Annotated in this window: 18 protein-coding genes, 1 tRNA gene and 1 other RNA gene; 9 read left to right on the forward strand and 11 right to left on the reverse strand. The window is 47.2% G+C overall.

Annotation, left to right across the window (positions count from 1 at the left end):
* Positions 1-229: 229 nt before the first annotated feature.
* Positions 230-1,483, forward strand: a complete 1,254-nt coding sequence (gene kch, locus AACU94_RS10095; protein WP_135489379.1) for a voltage-gated potassium channel protein — start codon at positions 230-232, stop codon at positions 1,481-1,483.
* A 54-nt stretch (positions 1,484-1,537) separates the two neighbouring features.
* Here kch and AACU94_RS10100 read toward each other — a convergent pair whose 3' ends face one another.
* Complete coding sequence (locus tag AACU94_RS10100) at positions 1,538-1,711, reverse strand: YciY family protein (protein ID WP_122983112.1); 174 nt, start codon at positions 1,709-1,711, stop codon at positions 1,538-1,540.
* A 142-nt stretch (positions 1,712-1,853) separates the two neighbouring features.
* On the opposite strand from AACU94_RS10100, the gene cls reads away from it, so the two are divergent.
* Positions 1,854-3,314, forward strand: coding sequence for a cardiolipin synthase (cls, locus tag AACU94_RS10105; RefSeq protein WP_130208884.1), 1,461 nt, complete (start codon positions 1,854-1,856; stop codon positions 3,312-3,314).
* A gap of 34 nt (positions 3,315-3,348) precedes the next feature.
* Positions 3,349-3,678: an HI1450 family dsDNA-mimic protein gene (locus AACU94_RS10110; RefSeq protein ID WP_000366958.1), complete on the forward strand. Its 330-nt coding sequence runs from the start codon at positions 3,349-3,351 to the stop codon at positions 3,676-3,678.
* A 52-nt stretch (positions 3,679-3,730) separates the two neighbouring features.
* On the opposite strand, the gene oppF is transcribed toward AACU94_RS10110, so the two are convergent.
* The 6 genes from oppF to ychE form a co-directional block, all read right to left on the reverse strand.
* Positions 3,731-4,735, reverse strand: a complete 1,005-nt coding sequence (oppF, locus tag AACU94_RS10115) for a murein tripeptide/oligopeptide ABC transporter ATP-binding protein OppF (protein ID WP_130216026.1) — start codon at positions 4,733-4,735, stop codon at positions 3,731-3,733.
* Positions 4,732-5,745 carry a murein tripeptide/oligopeptide ABC transporter ATP-binding protein OppD gene (gene oppD / locus AACU94_RS10120; protein WP_130208888.1) on the reverse strand — a complete coding sequence of 338 codons (1,014 nt, stop codon included), beginning with the start codon at positions 5,743-5,745 and terminating at the stop codon, positions 4,732-4,734. Before oppD ends, oppF begins: the two co-directional genes overlap by 4 nt.
* An 11-nt stretch (positions 5,746-5,756) precedes the next feature.
* On the reverse strand, positions 5,757-6,665 hold the full coding sequence (gene oppC / locus AACU94_RS10125) for an oligopeptide ABC transporter permease OppC (RefSeq protein ID WP_000979659.1): 909 nt from the start codon (positions 6,663-6,665) through the stop codon (positions 5,757-5,759).
* A 14-nt stretch (positions 6,666-6,679) separates the two neighbouring features.
* Entirely contained in the window at positions 6,680-7,600 is a 921-nt protein-coding gene (gene oppB / locus AACU94_RS10130) for an oligopeptide ABC transporter permease OppB (RefSeq protein WP_001516507.1), read from the reverse strand.
* A gap of 85 nt (positions 7,601-7,685) precedes the next feature.
* On the reverse strand, positions 7,686-9,317 hold the full coding sequence (gene oppA, locus AACU94_RS10135; RefSeq protein WP_130216024.1) for an oligopeptide ABC transporter substrate-binding protein OppA: 1,632 nt from the start codon (positions 9,315-9,317) through the stop codon (positions 7,686-7,688).
* 726 nt (positions 9,318-10,043) lie between these two features.
* Positions 10,044-10,691: an NAAT family transporter YchE gene (ychE, locus tag AACU94_RS10140; RefSeq protein ID WP_000616766.1), complete on the reverse strand. Its 648-nt coding sequence runs from the start codon at positions 10,689-10,691 to the stop codon at positions 10,044-10,046.
* A gap of 477 nt (positions 10,692-11,168) precedes the next feature.
* On the opposite strand from ychE, the gene adhE reads away from it, so the two are divergent.
* A complete protein-coding gene (gene adhE / locus AACU94_RS10145) occupies positions 11,169-13,841 on the forward strand; it encodes a bifunctional acetaldehyde-CoA/alcohol dehydrogenase (RefSeq protein WP_130216022.1) in 2,673 nt (890 codons plus the stop codon).
* Positions 13,842-14,159: 318 nt separating this feature from the next.
* Here adhE and tdk read toward each other — a convergent pair whose 3' ends face one another.
* Complete coding sequence (gene tdk, locus AACU94_RS10150; protein WP_135489380.1) at positions 14,160-14,777, reverse strand: thymidine kinase; 618 nt, start codon at positions 14,775-14,777, stop codon at positions 14,160-14,162.
* Between the two features lie 601 nt (positions 14,778-15,378).
* On the opposite strand from tdk, the gene hns reads away from it, so the two are divergent.
* Positions 15,379-15,792, forward strand: a complete 414-nt coding sequence (gene hns / locus AACU94_RS10155; protein WP_105289150.1) for a histone-like nucleoid-structuring protein H-NS — start codon at positions 15,379-15,381, stop codon at positions 15,790-15,792.
* A 143-nt stretch (positions 15,793-15,935) separates the two neighbouring features.
* Here the strand turns inward: hns and galU are convergent, their stop codons facing one another.
* From galU to rssA, 3 genes are all read right to left on the reverse strand, one after another.
* On the reverse strand, positions 15,936-16,844 hold the full coding sequence (gene galU / locus AACU94_RS10160) for a UTP--glucose-1-phosphate uridylyltransferase GalU (RefSeq protein WP_130208896.1): 909 nt from the start codon (positions 16,842-16,844) through the stop codon (positions 15,936-15,938).
* Positions 16,845-17,045: 201 nt separating this feature from the next.
* A complete protein-coding gene (rssB, locus tag AACU94_RS10165) occupies positions 17,046-18,059 on the reverse strand; it encodes a two-component system response regulator RssB (protein ID WP_130216020.1) in 1,014 nt (337 codons plus the stop codon).
* An 86-nt stretch (positions 18,060-18,145) separates the two neighbouring features.
* On the reverse strand, positions 18,146-19,057 hold the full coding sequence (gene rssA, locus AACU94_RS10170) for a patatin-like phospholipase RssA (RefSeq protein WP_130216018.1): 912 nt from the start codon (positions 19,055-19,057) through the stop codon (positions 18,146-18,148).
* A 112-nt stretch (positions 19,058-19,169) separates the two neighbouring features.
* Between rssA and AACU94_RS10175 the strand changes: the two genes are divergently transcribed.
* The 4 genes from AACU94_RS10175 to AACU94_RS10190 all read left to right on the forward strand — a co-directional run bounded on the left by AACU94_RS10175 (position 19,170) and on the right by AACU94_RS10190 (position 20,943).
* Positions 19,170-19,628: a YchJ family protein gene (locus tag AACU94_RS10175; protein WP_130208902.1), complete on the forward strand. Its 459-nt coding sequence runs from the start codon at positions 19,170-19,172 to the stop codon at positions 19,626-19,628.
* Positions 19,629-19,677: 49 nt separating this feature from the next.
* Positions 19,678-20,520, forward strand: a complete 843-nt coding sequence (gene purU / locus AACU94_RS10180) for a formyltetrahydrofolate deformylase (RefSeq protein ID WP_130208904.1) — start codon at positions 19,678-19,680, stop codon at positions 20,518-20,520.
* Positions 20,521-20,680: 160 nt separating this feature from the next.
* Positions 20,681-20,765, forward strand: a tRNA-Tyr gene (locus AACU94_RS10185).
* 46 nt (positions 20,766-20,811) lie between these two features.
* Positions 20,812-20,943, forward strand: a non-coding RNA gene (locus AACU94_RS10190) — RtT sRNA.
* The last annotated feature ends 20 nt before the right edge of the window (positions 20,944-20,963 follow it).

Consider the following 20,963-nt stretch of genomic DNA (forward strand, 5'->3'; position numbering starts at 1 on the left):
CCACCACCACAAACAGATAATAACTTTATCTGTATCTCCCTATATACCCTCGGCATCTCCGTCTAAAAATGACAAAATTTCTCTGTCTGACTCGGTTTTGAACAATCAAAACCTTTGATTGCTGCGGATAAAGTCATCTACTATGGTTTAACACATTCACGTGCCGCATGTTTTTCACATTCTGTACGCGTGAAGATAATTAAACAAAATTGTGGTTACAGAGGTATCAGTGAGTCACTGGGCTACATTCAAGCAAACAGCGGTAAATTTATGGGTGACCCTGCGGCACGATGTTATCGCGCTGGCGGTCCTTTCAAATGGATTGCTTATTTTTAAAACAATTTATGGCATGTCGGTCAATCTGCTCGATATTTTCCATATCCAGGCGTTTTCAGAACTTGACCTCTCCTTGCTGGCCAATGCGCCACTGTTTATGCTCGGCGTCTTTCTTGTTTTGAACTCGATCGGCTTGCTATTTCGGGCAAAGCTGGCATGGGCTATCAGTATCATTTTATTGGTGATAACGCTGATTTACACCCTGCACTTTTATCCCTGGCTTAAATTCAGCATTGGTTTTTGCATCTTTACCTTGATAATTTTGTTGGTGCTGCGTAAAGACTTCTCTCACAGTAGTGCTGCAGCCGGGACAATTTTTGCTTTTATTAGTTTTACGACGTTACTGTTTTACTCTACCTACGGCGCCCTTTATTTAAGCGAAGGTTTTAATCCGCGAATAGAGAGTCTAATGACCGCGTTCTATTTTTCGATAGAAACTATGTCAACCGTGGGCTACGGCGATATCGTCCCGGTTTCTGAATCAGCGCGCCTGTTTACTATTTCGGTCATTATTTCCGGTATTACTGTTTTTGCCACCTCCATGACCTCGATTTTCGGCCCGCTTATCCGCGGAGGATTCAATAAACTTGTGAAAGGAAACAATCATACAATGCGTCGTAAAGATCACTTTATTGTTTGCGGGCATTCCATTCTGGCAATCAACACGATTCTGCAACTGAATCAACGCGGACAAAACGTCACGGTTATCAGCAACCTGCCAGAGGATGACATAAAGCAGCTTGAACAAAGACTCGGTGACAATGCCGATGTTATCCCCGGTGACAGCAATGACAGTTCAGTACTAAAAAAAGCGGGAATTGATCACTGTCGGGCTATTCTGGCGTTAAGTGATAATGACGCCGATAATGCTTTTGTCGTTCTGTCGGCGAAAGATATGAGCAAAGATGTTAAAACCGTGCTTGCCGTTAGTGATAGCAAAAACCTGAATAAGATTAAGATGGTGCATCCGGATATTATTCTTTCACCGCAGCTATTTGGTAGCGAGATACTGGCGCGTATTCTCAATGGGGAAGAAATTAATAATGATATGCTCGTCTCGATGTTGCTGAACTCCGGGCATGGCATTTTCAGCGATAACAATGACGACGAAGCCAAAACTGACAACAATGAATCTGCGCAAAAATAGATTTTAACGGCGGAAAGATAATCTTAATGGGCACCGCGTTGGTGCCCAGAACATTTAGATATTGTAGATCGCAAACAATAACGAGTTTCGCTGTTTGTTTAGAAGGCACTTCCTGATGCTGTGGATACGCATATTTCGGCGTGACTGCCCCTCAAGCCAACGCGATTTCCGTCGGCTAGCCTGACGCTGCATGCGCCAGCGCCCCACTTCCGTTCTACTCCGCTTCATGTTAACTACTCTATGCAATAACAGAGCGGTCATTATACCCCCGGTCCCGACGCTGACCAGTGCTTTTACCGCGTTTTTATTTGCCAGATGAATCCATATGCGTAAACTCATAACAATGCGCTTTCAAAAGGATTTCTAATCTATGACAACCGTTTATACGTTGGTGAGTTGGTTGGCCATTCTGGGATACTGGTTGCTCATTGCAGGCGTAACTTTACGCATTCTAATGAAACGACGCGCAGTTCCCTCCGCCATGGCCTGGCTGTTGATCATTTACATTCTGCCATTGGTCGGAATTATTGCTTATCTGGCCGTTGGCGAACTCCATTTAGGCAAACGCCGTGCCGAACGCGCCAGAGCGATGTGGCCTTCCACGGCGAAATGGCTTAACGATCTTAAAGCCTGTAAGCATATTTTTGCTGAAGAAAATAGCAGCGTCGCTGGACCGTTATTTAAGCTCTGTGAGCGTCGTCAGGGGATCGCCGGGGTCAAGGGTAATCAACTGCAACTGATGACCGAGTCTGATGATGTGATGCAGGCGTTAATCCGCGACATTCAACTCGCTCGTCATAACATTGAGATGGTGTTTTATATCTGGCAACCAGGCGGTATGGCAGACCAGGTGGCAGAATCTTTGATGGCCGCAGCACGACGCGGTATTCATTGCCGATTAATGCTCGACTCTGCGGGGAGTGTTGCTTTTTTCCGTAGCCCGTGGCCAGAGTTAATGCGAAATGCCGGTATCGAAGTGGTCGAGTCCTTAAAGGTTAACCTGATGCGCGTATTCTTACGCCGCATGGACCTGCGCCAGCACCGCAAGATGATCATGATCGATAACTACATCGCCTACACCGGTAGCATGAATATGGTCGATCCGCGCTTCTTCAAACAGGATGCGGGCGTAGGACAATGGATTGATCTAATGGCTCGCATGGAAGGCCCTATCGCCACCGCGATGGGAATTATCTACTCTTGCGACTGGGAGATTGAGACGGGAAAACGTATTTTACCACCACCGCCTGATGTCAATATTATGCCGTTCGAGCAGGCCAGCGGTCATACGATTCATACCATCGCTTCCGGCCCTGGATTCCCGGAAGACCTGATCCACCAGGCTTTGCTGACTGCAGCTTATTCAGCTCGTGAATATTTAATCATGACGACGCCCTACTTCGTCCCCAGCGATGACTTACTTCACGCAATCTGCACGGCGGCGCAACGCGGGGTTGATGTCAGTATTATTTTGCCGAGGAAAAATGACTCAATGCTGGTAGGCTGGGCCAGTCGCGCATTCTTTACAGAACTACTTGCTGCTGGGGTTAAGATTTATCAGTTTGAAGGTGGGTTACTGCATACCAAGAGCGTGCTGGTCGATGGCGAATTAAGTCTGGTTGGCACCGTTAACCTCGACATGCGTAGTCTGTGGCTGAATTTTGAAATCACGCTGGCTATCGACGATAAAGGTTTTGGTGCCGATCTGGCTGCCGTTCAGGACGACTACATTTCTCGTTCGCGTCTGCTCGATGCGCGGCTGTGGTTAAAACGTCCACTCTGGCAACGTGTCGCCGAGCGACTGTTTTACTTCTTCAGCCCGTTGCTGTAAAACGTCGCCAACAGAGATTAAACAGGTAGTGACTATGGATATGGATTTAAACAATCGCCTGACTGAAGATGAAACGCTTGAGCAGGCCTACGATATTTTTCTCGAACTGGCCGCTGATAATCTCGATCCGGCTGATGTTCTGTTGTTCAATCTGCAGTTTGAAGAGCGCGGTGGTGCAGAGTTATTTGATCCGGCGGAAGACTGGCAGGAACATGTTGATTTCGACTTGAACCCGGACTTTTTTGCCGAAGTGGTGATTGGTCTGGCAGACAGTGAAGATGGCGAAATCAACGATATTTTCGCCCGTATTTTGTTATGCCGCGAAAAAGATCACAAACTTTGCCATATTATCTGGCGGGAATAAATAATCGCTTTTGGCGTGAAAAAGGGCTGACCACTGTCAGCCCTTTTTGTTTTTAAAGCGGATCGACTTTCAGGCAAGAAACGGCATGCCTGAAACTCCCCTCCAGCACAGGTCGTGTTTTGGCACACTCCGGACCGGCAATCGGGCAACGAGTGCGGAACACACAACCAGAAGGCGGGTTGATGGGCGACGGTAATTCCCCTTCCAGTAACTGGATAGATTTATTCCTCTCCAGATCAGGGTCTGGAATGGGGACTGCCGACATCAATGCTTTGGTATAGGGATGCAACGGATTGTGGTAGACCTCATCATACGTCCCCAACTCTACCGCATGGCCGAGATACATCACCAACACGCGATCGGAAATGTGTTTTACCACGGCCAGATCGTGAGCGATAAAAATTAATGACAATCCCATCTCACGTTGCAACTGCTGGAGTAAATTCACCACCTGCGCCTGGATTGACACGTCCAGCGCCGACACCGGTTCGTCACAGATAATCAGCTTCGGTTCAAGAATAAGTGCACGCGCAATCCCGATGCGCTGACACTGACCGCCGGAAAACTCATGCGGATAACGGTTAATCAGGTTAGGTAGCAAGCCGACTTTCATCATCATCACCTTCACGCGCTCGCGAACTTCCTGGCGTGACATTTTCGGATGATAGGTACGCAGCGGTTCAGCGATGATCTCGCCGATGGTCATACGCGGGTTTAGCGATGCCAACGGGTCCTGGAAAATCATCTGAATATCACTGCGAACGGCACGCCATTCATCGGGTTTCATGCCCAGCAACTCTTTACCTAACCAGGCAACATGACCGTCGGTAGCTTTGACCAAACCGATGATGGCACGGGCAAAGGTGGACTTTCCGCAACCTGATTCCCCTACGACGCCCAAGGTTTCCCCTTCATATAACCTGAGCGTCACACCATCAACGGCCTTAAGGGTTTTCGGCGGTTGCCAGAACCACTGTTTGCCATCTTTGATCTCAAAGTGCACTTTCAAATCGGCAATTTCAAGGAGGACTTTTCTTCCTTCGGTTACAGCATTCATAACAGCTCCTCCACCGGTTTAAAGCAGGCACGCAGTCGGCCTGGCGTGAACTCTTCCAGCGGCGGCGCGCTACTGCAAATCTCCATCGCATACGGACAACGCGGCTGGAACGGGCAACCTTTCGGCAAACGTAGCAGGTTTGGCGGGTTACCCGGGATGGTCAACATAGTTTCACCTTCCGCATCAAGACGCGGCACCGCATTGAGTAAACCGATAGAATAAGGATGAACGGGTTCATAAAAGACATCGCGCGCGTTGCCATATTCCATCGTGCGCCCAGCGTACATCACCAGAACTTTGTCACAGATCCCCGCAACCACACCGAGATCGTGGGTGATCATGATAATGGCAGTATTAAATTCCCGCTTCAGTTCATTCAATAGCGTCATGATCTGCGCCTGTACTGTCACGTCCAGCGCAGTAGTCGGTTCATCGGCAATCAGCAATTTAGGTCGACACAGCAACGCCATCGCAATCATCACACGCTGACGCATGCCGCCAGAAAACTCATGAGGGAACATCTTCATGCGCTTACGCGCTTCTGGCATTTTCACCGCATCGAGCATTCGTACCGATTCTTCAAACGCTTCGGCCTTGCCCATACCTTTATGCAGCATCAGCACTTCCATCAACTGCTCGCCGACGCGCATGTATGGATTTAACGAGGTCATCGGGTCCTGAAAAATCATCGAGATTTGTTCAGCGCGCAGTTTATTAAGTTCACGTTCTGGCAGATTGAGGATTTCGCGCCCATTAAAGGTTGCCGATCCACCAATGCGTCCGTTAGCCGCCAGCAGTCCCATTAAAGCAAACGCGGTTTGCGACTTACCGGAACCCGATTCGCCAACGATACCCAGCGTTTCCCCGGCACGCAGGGAAAAATTTAAATCATTGACCGCCGTGACGTCACCGTCCGGGGTACTAAATGTCACTCGCAAATCTTTCACGTTCAGCAGTGCGTCAGCCTGTTGCTGTGCGAGCGGCACGGTTGCAGTTTCAATTACGCTCATGGCTGCACTCCTTAACGATCTTTCGGGTCGAGGGCATCACGCAAGCCATCGCCGATAAAGTTGAAACAAAACAGTGTCACCACAAGGAAACCTGCCGGAAATAGCAGCAACCACGGAGAGACTTCCATCGAGTTCGCGCCATCACTGAGCAATGCGCCCCAACTACTTAATGGCTCTTGCGTACCCAGTCCCAGGAAGCTAAGAAAAGACTCAAAGAGGATCATGCTGGGTACCAGCAGAGAGGCATAGACCACCACCACACCAAGCACGTTCGGCACAATGTGGCGAATCACAATGCCAGGCGTAGATACACCGCCAACTTGTGCCGCCTCAATAAACTCTTTGCGCTTCAGACTAAGGGTTTGACCACGCACGATACGTGCCATGTCCAGCCAGGATACCATCCCAATCGCTACGAAAATCAGCAGGATGTTTTGACCGAAAAAAGTCACCAGCAAAATGACGAAGAACATGAACGGAAAGGAGTTGAGGATTTCCAGCAGGCGCATCATTACGGAATCCACCTTGCCGCCAAGATAACCGGAAAGTGAACCGTAAAGCGTTCCTACGACTACTGCCACCAACGCTGCAGCAACACCAACCATTAATGAGATGCGCCCACCAATGGCAACGCGCACCAGCAGATCGCGACCGGAAGAGTCGGTACCAAAGTAGTGACCAGATTCCATATCCGGGGCGCTGGACATCATCGCCCAGTCGGTGTCGTCATAGGCAAATTGCGAGAGCATCGGCGCCAGAATAACAAACAGTGCAATAAGCACCAGTACAATCAGACTGGCCACTGCTGCACGGTTATGCATAAAACGTCGACGTGCGTCCTGCCATAAACTGCGGCCTTCGACCTCCAGCTTTTCACTGAAATTCTCCAGCGTCTCGCTGTTTTTCTTACTTAACATCATCGCGAGCTCCAGTATCAGTAACGGATTTTCGGGTCGATAACCGCATATAGCACATCGACAATGGCATTGAACAAAATAGTTAAAGCACCAACCAGAATGGTCAGGCTTAACACCAATGAATAGTCACGGTTCAAGGCACCATTAACAAACAATTGTCCGATGCCCGGCAAACCGTAAATGGTTTCGATAACCATAGAACCGGTGATAATGCCAACAAATGCGGGTCCCATATAAGAAAGCACCGGTAGCAACGCGGGCTTTAATGCGTGGCGGAAAATAATGCGCCGCATGGGCAGACCTTTCGCGCGTGCGGTACGAATGAAGTTGGAGTGTAAAACTTCAATCATCGATCCACGGGTGATACGCGCAATACTGGCGATATAAGCCAGTGATAAGGCAACCATCGGCAGGATCATAAATTTCAACGCCCCACCATTCCAGCCACCGCCCGGTAGCCAATGCAAAATGATCGCGAATATCATGACTAATAATGGCGCAACGACAAAGCTTGGTATAACCACTCCCGTCATAGCCAATCCCATGACGGTATAGTCCCATTTGGTGTTTTGTTTTAATGCGGCAATAACGCCAGCACTAACGCCCAGTACCACTGCGAGGAAAAATGCAGCAGCTCCCAGTTTTGCTGAAACGGGAAAACTGGATGCGACCAGGTCATTGACCGAATAATCTTTATATTTAAATGAAGGACCGAAATCGCCATGAGCCAGTTGTTTCAGATAGCTGAAATACTGCGTCATGATGGGATCATTAAGATGATATTTCGCTTCAATATTGGCCATTACTTCTGGCGGTAATGTACGTTCGCCGGTAAAGGGACTTCCCGGCGCGAGGCGCATCATAAAGAACGAAATAGTAATAAGAATAAATAGCGTCGGAATCGCTTCCAGACAGCGACGTAGAATAAATTTTAACATTGCCGTACCTTCTGGCCTGTGCCTTCTGTAATGCGATAAAAAGCAGACACCGTGGAGCAGGATACACCTGCCCCACGCATTGCCATTAGTGCTTCACAATGTACATATTTCGGGTGTAGGTATTATCCAACGGATCTTTACCGGTATAACCCCCAACCCACGGTTTTACCAGACGCGCGTTCACGTAGTAATAAACCGGAACAATGGCCGAATCTTTATCCAACTGTTGCTCTGCTTTCGTGTACAGCGCCGTGCGCTGTGCCTCGTCTGTAGCTTTCAGGGTTTCCGCCATTATGCTGTCAAAGGCCGGACTCTTATAATGAGCGGTGTTCATCGAACTGTTCGACAACATGGTGTTCAGAAAGGAAGTTGGTTCATTATAGTCTGCACACCAGCCTGCACGGGCCACATCAAAAGTACCCTGGTGGCGGGTATCGAGGAATGTTTTCCATTCCTGGTTAACCAGTTTAACGTTCACGCCGATATTTTTCTTCCACAGTGAAGAGGCGGCAATCGCCAGCTTTTTATGCAGATCGGACGTGTTATATAACAGATTAATCGTTAGCGGTTTGTCTGCGGTATAGCCCGCTTCTGCCAGCAGTTTTTTCGCTTCTTCGTTACGTTTTTCCTGGCTCCAGCCAAACCATTCTGGTTGCGTCAGTTTTGCGCCATCGGTATATGGCGGTGTGTAACCATAGGCCGGCATATCGCCCTGCGCTTTGACTTTATTAACAATGATATCGCGATCCATGCCCAGTTTCAGTGCGGTACGCACACGCACATCATTGAATGGCGGTTTCTGGTTGTTAATCTCGTAATAGTAAGTGCACAGGTATGGATCAACGTGAACTTCGTTCGGGATTTCTTTTTTCAGTTTCTGGAACAGTTCGATCGGCATGTTGTTATAAGTCATATCGATTTCGCCGCTACGATAGCGGTTAACATCAGTGACTTCAGAAGCGATCGGTAAATAGGTCACCTGGTTAATTACCGTTTTAGCGTTATTCCAGTAAGTCGGGCTGCGCTCAAGAACGATACGTTCGTTAACAACCCAATCTTTTAATGTATAGGCGCCGTTAGTAACGATATTGCCTGGCTGGGTCCATTTTTCGCCAAATTTCTCAATAGCGGCTTTTGGCACCGGGGAAGTAGATGGGTGAACCAGTAACTTATAGAAGTACGGAACAGGTTCACTTAAGGTGACTTCTAATGTGTGGTCATCGAGGGCTTTAACACCGAGATCGGTAATTGGTTTCTTCCCCTCCAGTATTTCATCAATACCCGCAATATGCCCGTATTGTAAGTAGCTTGCGTAGGGGGAAGCGGTGTTCGGATCAACAGAACGTTGCCAGCTATACACAAAGTCTTGTGCCGTGACTGGCGTGCCGTCAGACCATTTCGCATCTTTACGCAGGTGGAACGTCCAGACTTTAGCGTCTTTGTTATCCCAGGATTCAGCCACGCCAGGGGCCGGATGACCATCAAGATCGCTAACCAGCAAACCTTCAAACAGGTCACGGCTGATATTAGACTCGGGAACCCCTTCAATTTTGTGCGGATCTAATGACTGAACTTCAGAACCATTGTTGCGTACCAGCGTTTGTTTTTCCGCTAGTGTGACTCCTGCGGGTACATCAGCTGCCAGTGCGATATTCCCTGCCATAAGCGCAGCCAGAACGCCTGCTGCCACTAAACTTCTCTTGGTGATGTTGGTCATTGTGTTTTGGACTCCCTCATTATAATTACTGGTTTTTACCAGCATGTGTAATCCCGGATTAGGATACCTGTACAGCTCGGAGACTTTTTGCTGCCAGGTTGCTTTATCGTTACTAATTGCTATCACCGACTTTATTTATTCTGGTGATTCAGATGACCACCTTATGTCGATTCTTACTGTGTCTCCCCTGTCGAGACACATTATTTTTTGCAGCGTCTTTTAATCGCAAATCATTCTCATTGCCAATAAAAATCGCCAAACGGTTGGCCGAAAAGTATCAAATGCCCTTCTTGCCCGCCAATACATTTTGCAAAATTGTTACGCAATTCTCTTTTCTAACCATACCAGTACGTATAGCCCTCGTTATCCAATCAATAAAATAATTTAAAAACAAAGAGATAGAAGTACAGGAAGCAATACTGACTTTTCCGGTTATAGTCCCGATAGAAATACGCACAATAATTTAACAATTGAATGCTATTTAGCACTTTTCTCTGCCAAAGGCAGTAGAATTACTAATATCATTTCAATTATTCTTCAGCAAGGCCCAGGATTATGATGTGATGAAAATAACATGATGATGCGGATCGCCAGATAAGGATAGTCTTATAACCATCTGTAAAATTGGAAAAAAATTATCTATTTCTTTTGTTAACTGCTTTGGGTTGCAGTAAAAATAATGATGAAAGAAACGGAGCATCATGACTCCGTTTCATATGAAAGGAATTAATTGAGCAGACCAGGGAAAATCCCTTTGATACCATTGACGATAAATTCAATCCCTAATGCCATTAGCAATAACCCCATAATCCGGGTAATGACGTTGATGCCAGTCTGACGCAGAACCCTCACCAGCCAGGGTGCCATGCGGAATAACCCCCAGCAACATAAAGCGAACAACGCGATTGCTACAAAAAAACCGAACAGATAACCAATGCTGTGATAACGCGTTCCCCATACGATGGTTGAACTGATTGCCCCTGGTCCTGCCATCAGAGGTAATGCGAGCGGTACAACGCCAATGCTTTCACGAATTGCGGTTTCTGATTTTTCTTGTTTGTTCTGTTTATCCTCGCCAAGCTTACCGCTGATCATCGACATTGCAATTGTCACGACCAGTATGCCGCCCGCGATGCGGAACGAATCAATAGATATTCCAAAAAGTTGCAGAATCGTGTCGCCGAGAAACAGTGCGATCCACAAAATAATGGCTACAGACAAGTTGGCGGTCAGATTTGTTTTGTTTCTCGCTGCCGCAGTCTGATAGCTGGTCATACTGATGAACACGGGGATGATCCCTACCGGGTTAACCAGCGCAAATAACCCGATGAAAAACTTAAAATAAACGGGAAAATCAAAAAGTGTCTGAATCACGGTTAGCTCCGAAGCAAAAGCCGGATAATGTTATCTTTAAACAAGGGTAAAAATACGTGCTGACAATACGCCTTTTGTCAGCATTTTTCACCTCCTAACTATCTAAAATTACTATCATTCATTATTGTTATCTAGTCGTACAAAACATGCTAAGGTAGCCAACAATTAATACTACAATTTATTAACTATTAGCTATTATGGCTAAAAGCGGAGCTGAAAGGTGTCAGCTTCGCGAAATCTTGATCTGGATCACTTAATCGGTACCCAGAAGTGAGTAATCTTGCTTACGCCACTTGGAAGTGACGCATTAGAGATTAATGACTCTAATGTTTAAACTCTTTTAGTAAATCACAGTGAGTGTGAGCACGAGTAAGATTTTGATTTTCAAAGGTTAAGCAAATCATCATCGCACTGACTATACTCTCGTATTCGAGCAGATGATTTACTAAAAAAGTTTAACATTATCAGGAGAGCATTATGGCTGTTACTAATGTCGCTGAACTTAACGCACTCGTAGAGCGTGTAAAAAAAGCCCAGCGTGAATATGCCAGTTTCACTCAAGAGCAAGTAGACAAAATCTTCCGCGCCGCCGCTCTGGCTGCCGCAGATGCTCGAATCCCACTCGCAAAAATGGCCGTTGCCGAATCCGGCATGGGTATCGTTGAAGATAAAGTGATCAAAAACCACTTTGCTTCTGAATATATCTATAACGCCTACAAAGATGAAAAGACCTGCGGTGTTCTGTCTGAAGACGACACTTTCGGTACCATCACTATCGCTGAACCAATCGGTATTATCTGCGGTATCGTTCCAACAACTAACCCGACTTCAACCGCTATCTTCAAATCTCTGATTAGCCTGAAGACCCGTAACGCCATCATTTTCTCACCACACCCGCGTGCTAAAGATGCAACCAACAAAGCTGCTGATATCGTTCTGCAGGCTGCTATTGCTGCTGGTGCACCAAAAGATCTGATTGGCTGGATCGATCAACCGTCTGTTGAACTCTCCAACGCACTGATGCACCACCCTGACATTAACCTGATCCTTGCGACCGGTGGTCCAGGCATGGTTAAAGCTGCATACAGCTCCGGTAAACCGGCGATCGGCGTAGGCGCAGGCAACACCCCAGTTGTTATTGATGAAACTGCTGATATCAAACGTGCAGTTGCATCCGTACTGATGTCCAAAACCTTCGACAACGGCGTAATCTGTGCTTCTGAACAGTCTGTTGTTGTTGTTGATTCTGTTTATGATGCTGTACGTGAGCGTTTTGCCACCCACGGCGGCTACATGCTGCAGGGCAAAGAGCTGAAAGCTGTTCAGGACGTTATCCTGAAAAATGGTGCGCTGAACGCAGCTATCGTTGGTCAGCCAGCTTATAAAATTGCTGAACTGGCAGGCTTCTCTGTACCAGAAAACACTAAGATTCTGATCGGTGAAGTGACTGTTGTTGATGAAAGCGAACCATTCGCTCATGAAAAACTGTCCCCGACTCTGGCAATGTACCGTGCGAAAGATTTTGAAGACGCGGTAGAGAAAGCAGAGAAACTGGTTGCTATGGGCGGTATCGGTCACACATCTTGCCTGTACACCGACCAGGATAACCAGCCGGCACGCGTTTCTTACTTCGGTCAGAAAATGAAAACTGCCCGTATCCTGATCAATACCCCGGCTTCTCAGGGCGGTATCGGTGACCTGTACAACTTCAAACTCGCGCCTTCCCTGACTCTGGGTTGTGGTTCCTGGGGTGGTAACTCCATCTCTGAAAACGTTGGTCCGAAACACCTGATCAACAAGAAAACCGTTGCTAAGCGAGCTGAAAACATGTTGTGGCACAAACTTCCGAAATCTATCTACTTCCGCCGTGGCTCTCTGCCAATCGCGCTGGATGAAGTGATTACTGATGGCCACAAACGTGCGCTCATCGTGACTGACCGCTTCCTGTTCAACAACGGCTATGCTGACCAGATCACTTCTGTACTGAAAGCAGCTGGCGTAGAAACTGAAGTGTTCTTCGAAGTTGAAGCTGACCCGACTCTGAGCATTGTTCGTAAAGGTGCAGAACTGGCGAACTCCTTCAAACCAGACGTGATTATCGCGCTGGGTGGTGGTTCCCCGATGGATGCTGCGAAAATCATGTGGGTTATGTACGAACATCCAGAAACTCATTTCGAAGAACTGGCGCTGCGCTTTATGGACATCCGTAAACGTATCTACAAGTTCCCGAAAATGGGCGTGAAAGCGAAAATGATCGCGGTCACCACAACTTCCGGTACCGGTTCTGAAGTTACACCGTTCGCGGTTGTAACCGATGACGCAACTGGCCAAAAATATCCGCTGGCAGACTATGCTCTGACCCCGGATATGGCGATTGTTGACGCCAACCTGGTTATGGATATGCCGAAGTCCCTGTGTGCTTTCGGTGGTCTGGACGCAGTAACTCACGCCATGGAAGCATATGTTTCTGTACTGGCTTCTGAGTTCTCTGATGGTCAGGCTCTGCAGGCGCTGAAACTGCTGAAAGAATATCTGCCAGCGTCCTACCACGAAGGGTCTAAAAACCCGGTAGCGCGTGAACGTGTTCACAGTGCGGCAACTATCGCAGGTATCGCGTTTGCTAACGCCTTCCTGGGTGTATGTCACTCAATGGCACATAAACTGGGCTCTCAGTTCCACATTCCGCATGGTCTGGCAAACGCCCTGCTGATTTGTAACGTTATCCGCTACAACGCGAATGACAACCCGACCAAGCAGACTGCATTCAGCCAGTACGACCGTCCACAAGCACGTCGTCGTTATGCTGAAATTGCAGACCATCTGGGTCTGAGCGCTCCGGGCGACCGTACTGCTGCTAAGATCGAGAAACTGCTGGCATGGCTGGAAACGCTGAAAGCTGAACTGGGTATTCCTAAATCTATCCGTGAAGCTGGCGTTCAGGAAGCAGACTTCCTGGCAAACGTTGATAAACTGTCTGAAGATGCATTCGATGACCAGTGCACCGGCGCTAACCCGCGTTATCCGCTGATCTCCGAGCTGAAACAGATCCTGCTGGACACCTACTACGGTCGTGATTACGTAGAAGGCGCAACCGTTGCTAAAGAAGCAGCTCCGGCTAAAGCAGAGAAAAAAGCGAAAAAATCCGCTTAATCGGTAGCTCTGTATAACATCATAAACGGTCCCATTCGGGGCCGTTTTTTTGTTTCAGACAAAGAACGGCTATGTAAAGTCAAATAATCCAGCTGTATTAATTCATCATGTTTGTATTGTCGGAAAACGAGCACAAAGCGAGATTGTCGACAAATAACTCTACCTCGTAGGTAATGAGGCATCGACGCACTAAAATCGTTCTGTGGTACGTTGAGTGATGATTAAGAATAGAGAAAGGATGATGACTCGGAAGAAGTTAGTAAAACGGACTGACAGGAGAAAAGCGCCCTATTCACCCTGTCAGTAAAGAAAAATTTATTAGTCGTGCCGATGATTGTCCTGAATCGCCGTCAAAAAGCCAATCTCTAACGCTTCTTTATAGTGTTTACGGCAAACCGAGACGTAACGCTCATTACCACCAATAACCACCTGCTCACCTTCGTTATAAGGTCTACCCGCCAGATCAAGACGTAGCACCATGCTTGCTTTGCGGCCACAAAAACAAATAGTTTTTAATTCGACCAGTTTGTCTGACCATGCCAGTAAGTATTGGCTACCAACAAACAATTCACCGCGAAAATCGGTACGCAAACCATAACAAAGTACGGGTATATCGAGTTGATCGACAACCTCCGATAATTCATATACTTGTTGTCTGGTTAAAAACTGGCATTCATCAACAAGTACGCAATGAATTGTCTGCTGTTCGTGTTCCGCACGAATCTCATCAAATAATGATGAATTTTGGTTAAATAATTTTGCAGGTGATGACAAACCTATACGCGAGCTGACTTTCCCTGCCCCGAAACGATCATCAATTTCCGCCGTATATACGACAGTGCGCATACCGCGTTCCTGGTAATTGTATGAAGATTGCAACAATGCCGTAGACTTACCCGCATTCATTGCGGAATAGTAGAAATATAGCTGCGCCATCAGCCACAGGCCCTCAATGATATGAAATAAAGTTGGCAGGAGTTTATCATAATTCGTCAGTTTTACAGCGTAACAGTGCGCACAGAAGTAGTATATTCGTCATCCATTACGAATGGCTGGCATAATCCTTCAGAGCTATCTTTACCACGGCCTTGCTTGTTATAAACGCGTAAATGACTCTTGGTAACTATTCACAATCTTTAACCTGTTGCGCACGTAATAACCCCTGTTGGCCTCCAGGAAAGAGCAATACGAAGTCCTTGCACTTATTGCGACTGTTCTACTTTTCATCATTCGCTTAATAGGGGATTTTCATAAACAGGGCTAATACCCAAGAGTGAAAAGGCTCCAGCGCATGTTAATCTCCACATAAAATGTGACATGAATCAGGAAGTTTTAACCTTAAGTGATGCGAAAGCATCGATGTAAATAGGGCTATATGCCACGTCATTTCTGGCTAATTTTATGAAAAGATATTTATTGTCGGTACGAAATAAAGAACATTTTTGAATTCCTTACATTCCTGGCTATTGCACAACTGAATTTAAGGCTCTATTATTACCTCAACAAACCACCCCAATATAAGTTTGAGATTACTACAATGAGCGAAGCACTTAAAATTCTGAACAACATCCGTACTCTTCGTGCGCAGGCAAGAGAATGTACACTTGAAACGCTGGAAGAAATGCTGGAAAAATTAGAAGTTGTCGTTAACGAACGTCGCGAAGAAGAAAGCGCAGCTGCTGCTGAAGTTGAAGAGCGTACTCGTAAACTGCAGCAATATCGTGAAATGCTGATCGCTGACGGTATTGACCCGAACGAACTGCTGAATAGCATTGCTGCTGTTAAATCTGGCACAAAAGCTAAACGCGCACAGCGTCCGGCTAAATATAGCTATGTTGACGAAAACGGCGAAACCAAAACCTGGACTGGCCAAGGCCGTACTCCAGCTGTAATCAAAAAAGCAATGGATGAGCAAGGTAAATCCCTCGACGATTTCCTGATCAAGCAATAATCTTTTCTTGATTCTGTTTGCTTAAAATCCCGCCATTGGCGGGATTTTTTATTGTCCGTTTTAAGACTCTCTGATAAGAATACGCTATAAAAAAACGGCATTGATCACTCAATGCCGTTTCGTAGAAAACATCGTGCTAGATGTTACTTCTTAATGCCTATCTCTTCTTCAAGCCAGGCTTTAAATTCAGTACCCAGAGTGTTGTGACGAATACCGTATTCAACGAAGGCCTGCATGTAACCTAATTTATTACCGCAGTCATGGCTCTTCCCTTTCATATGATAGGCTTCAACCGTTTCTTTTTCGATCAGCATATCAATCGCGTCGGTGAGCTGAATTTCATCACCTGCTCCCGGAGGGGTTTTTGCCAGCAGCGGCCAAATATCAGCACTGAGAACATAACGGCCGACAATAGCAAGATTAGACGGCGCTACATCTGCTTTCGGTTTTTCTACCACGCCGACCATCGGTACACTTTCGCCAGGCGCTAAATCCACACCTTTGCAATCCACAACACCATATGCCGTCACATCAGCAACAGGCTCCACCATTATCTGGCTGTGGCCAGTTTCATCAAAGCGACGAATCATCTCTGCAAGGTTATCCTGCGATAAATCGGATTCATATTCATCCAGAATAACGTCAGGCAAAATAACAGCCACAGGTTCATCACCAACTACCGGATGGGCACACAATACTGCGTGTCCCAAACCTTTCGCCAGTCCCTGACGAACTTGCATAATAGTCACGTGTGGTGGACAAATGGACTGCACTTCATCAAGCAACTGGCGTTTTACACGTTTTTCCAGCATTGCTTCCAGTTCAAAACTGGTATCGAAATGGTTTTCAATAGAGTTTTTAGATGAGTGAGTGACCAGCACAATTTCAGTAATGCCAGCCGCAATACATTCATTCACGACGTATTGAATTAATGGCTTATCGACAAGCGGCAGCATCTCTTTCGGGATAGCTTTCGTCGCCGGCAACATCCTGGTTCCTAATCCCGCAACGGGGATAACGGCTTTTTTGACTTTCGTATTAATGGCAGCCATTTAAATTCTCCTGGACTGTTCGTGTATTGAACGTGTTCATATTTCTGTGTCGCATCCCAGTATATCAGTACCCTGACGAGGCCTGGTTCTGAAAAGGAGGCGAGTTAACATAATTAAGACAATTACTTAAACGAATGGCGACGATAGTACCACCAGCCGACACCAGCGCGTAATGCAATTTTATCCCATATGATCGTTTGCTCATTCCGCAGACAACATCAAGCGCAGTCTTCCACCTGTTCCCCAAATTTGACATTGCCAGGCATCACATCGCTGGCTCAATTGATTCAAATAGGCGTTGCCTAATGTTCCTAACGGAACGCCATTACTGATTTGAATCTGGTGTTCACCAGCATTTAACGTTGCATTCAGACCAGCGGAAACCAAAATGAGATTTTTTAATTCACGATGATAATAGCCGACTAATAGCGGGAACTGACCAGGCAGATTGGCCTGCCGCAGTAAATGATTTACCTGCTTCAATAACGCACCCAACTCTGGCAAACGCTGATTTTGGTGGGCAATCTGTTCCTGTAATAACCCATTAAACAGCGCGCGTAATAACAAGGCGGCAAGGACACCATTATGTCCGGCGCGAGTTACATCGAGACAATAAAAAGCCAGATCGTTTTCCGAAAGAGCTGCAATATCAAGCACCAGCCCCGGTTTATCAACGGCCACCAGTTGGCGATAATTAACCCGGCAATGGGAAATCACCTGCTGAACCGGAGGTTGTAATTCTTGCAATAATTTAGCAGCCGCGGTGGGATTATCCACCATCGCATCCCAGTCGCGAAAAAGCCGTTCTTCTTCCTCTACACGCGAATTAAACATGCTGGGATAGAGACACGCAAAAACCATCTCGCGCAGACGGTTGAGATCTTTAACTGGTTTTAACAAAACATCTTCCACGCCCAGACGTAACGCTTTCGCGATATCTGCCATGTTTTCCGTAGCGGAAATCACCAGGACAGGTGTTTGGTCACCCCGGTTGCGAATATGTTCCAATAGTTTCAGGCCGTTCATTCTCGGCATTGCAATATCACATATCATTAGATCGGGTGTGAAACCGCCCAGTAGCTCAAGGGCATCCACCCCATCAGCCGCCAGTACCGTTGTCGCTCCCAATGAGGAAAACCACGAATCCAGAAGCGAGCGAAATACCGCCTCATCTTCAACTATGAGAATCTGTTTTCCGACCAATGGCTGCGTCATGTTCTCTCCCCTGACTGGCTTTATTCAATAGTGGCATGCTATTGCCATCAGTGCCTGTCAGAATTAACTTAAGTGTAGATAAAAAATCAGGTCAAAACGTTAGTTCGAACTAGCGGTAAAAGCTCATCCATTTTCTTCTCAACCGCCAATTGTCCTGCCGAAATGGCAGCCTGCGCACGATGAAAATCGAGCGTGGAAATCTGTGGGCAAACGGGTTGAATCAGAATATCAGGCGGGTCCCCTGCCATACGGTTTCTTTTAAGGCGGTTTTCCAATACCTGAATAGAGGTAGTCATAATCTCTGTTGCTGTCGGTGCCGTGACGCCTCGACGCGCAGTAATACTACTTAGCCGCTCTTTCAGCCGCGCATGCCAGGGTAGATCATCTTCACTCTCGCCATTTTCAGCACTGACATTAAATGAAAGAAGATCTTGCTGCATTAAGTGAGCGTCGTGCTGGAGATCAACCGCAATTACGATATCTGCGCCCAACGCACGAGTCAGAGAGATAGGAATGGGATTAACGACTGCGCCATCAACAAGCCAGTAGCCGTTATGCGCGACCGGTGCCATCAAGCCAGGAATACTGCAGGATGCACGAATAGCGAGATGGAGATCACCTTCGGTAAACCATAATTCGCGCCCTGTGCTTAGATTGGTGGCGACTGCAGCAAAGCGGCGTGAACAATTCTCGATTTCTGTTTCTGGCATTATTTCACGATACCGATTGAACACACGCTCGCCGCGCAGCAGTCCACCGCGCTGCCAGGAGAGGTCCATCAGTCGTAAAACATCCCAATAGCTAAAAGAGGTAACCCACTCTTCCAGCGCAGATAATCGATCACAGGCATAGGCTGCGCCTACCAGCGAACCAATTGAACATCCTGCGACGATATCAATTTCAATGCCCATTTTTTTAAGCGCGTTAATGACGCCAATATGCGACCATCCTCGTGCAGCACCGGATCCCAGTGCCAGCCCTATTTTTACTTTTCTCATTGTTCCTGAAAGCGTCCCCTGGAATGCAGCCGTAGCCACATCGCTACCGCTCGGTTAACATAGTGCTACTCCGGCGGTTAAAACGCCGTTATTGTTTCCAGGGAGATTATTTGTGTCTAAGCTTTGTCCCTGTGGTAGTGCTGTCGAGTATAGCCTATGTTGCCACCCTTATGTGTCTGGTGAAAAGGTTGCACCAGATCCCGAACGTCTTATGCGTTCGCGTTACTGCGCTTTTGTGATGCACGACGCAGATTATTTAATTAAAACCTGGCATCCATCCTGTGGCGCCTCGGTGTTACGTGCTGAATTAATTGCCGGATTTGCACATACCGAATGGTTAGGGTTGACCGTATTTGAACGTTCATATCACGAAGGTGACGACGTAGGTTATGTCAGTTTTGTCGCTCGTTTTACTGAGAAGGGTAAATCCGGGGCGATTATTGAGCGTTCGCGATTTTTGAAAGAAAACGGTCAATGGTACTATATTGATGGTACACGTCCGCAGTTTGGTCGCAACGATCCCTGCCCTTGTGGTTCAGGTAAAAAATTTAAAAAGTGCTGCGGCCAATAAAGGTTGACGGTACGGTTTAGCAAACACTCTCAACAAGGTTTTTCCAGCAATGCATTCACTCCAACGTAAAGTTCTGCGTACTATTTGCCCGGATCAAAAAGGTCTGATCGCACGTATTACTAATATTTGCTACAAGCACGAGTTAAATATCGTGCAGAACAATGAATTTGTTGACCACCGTACCGGGCGCTTTTTTATGCGCACGGAACTGGAGGGTATTTTTAATGATTCCACCCTGTTGGCGGATCTCGATAGCGCTTTGCCAGAAGGTTCGGTGCGTGAACTGAATCCCGCAGGTCGCCGCCGCATAGTCATTCTGGTGACCAAAGAAGCGCATTGCCTGGGCGATCTGCTGATGAAAGCCAACTACGGTGGACTGGATGTTGAAATCGCTGCGGTTATTGGTAACCACGAGACTTTACGTTCTCTGGTGGAACGTTTTGATATTCCGTTTGAATTGGTGAGCCATGAAGGGTTAAGCCGCAACGAGCACGATCAGAAGATGGCGGATGCCATTGAAGCGCATCAACCTGATTATGTGGTGCTGGCGAAATATATGCGGGTATTGACGCCGGAGTTTGTCGCTCGCTTCCCGAACAAAATCATCAACATTCACCATTCATTCCTGCCAGCGTTTATCGGCGCACGTCCCTATCATCAGGCTTATGAACGCGGCGTGAAGATTATTGGCGCAACAGCACACTATGTAAATGACAATCTGGATGAAGGTCCAATCATCATGCAGGATGTCATTCATGTGGATCACACCTACACTGCCGAAGACATGATGCGTGCAGGTCGTGATGTTGAGAAAAACGTATTAAGCCGCGCGCTTTACCAGGTTTTGGCACAGCGTGTATTTGTTTACGGTAACCGGACGATTATTCTTTAATCGCTGGCAAAATAGAACTGGTTGGCTTTAATCCGTTGCGGATGAAAATTACGCAACCAGTTCATTTTTCTCAACGTAACTCTTTACAGCGGCGTGTCATTTGATATGATGCGCCCCGCTTCCCAGTGAGGGAGTAGGCCAGTAAAAAGCATTACCCTGTGGTGGGGTTCCCGAGCGGCCAAAGGGAGCAGACTGTAAATCTGCCGTCATCGACTTCGAAGGTTCGAATCCTTCCCCCACCACCATCACTTTCAAAAATCCCTGAATTCCCTAACGAATCCACAATTGAATATTCTGCCCATGCGGGGAAGGATGAGAAGCTTCGACCAAGGTTCGACTCGAGCGTCAGCGAGAGAGCGTTGCCGCAGGCAACGACCCGAAGGGCGAAGCGCGCAGCGCTGAGTAATCCTTCCCCCACCACCATCTCTTAATTCGTTTCTCAA

This window comes from Escherichia sp. E4702 (assembly GCF_963883545.1).
Lineage (GTDB): Bacteria > Pseudomonadota > Gammaproteobacteria > Enterobacterales > Enterobacteriaceae > Escherichia.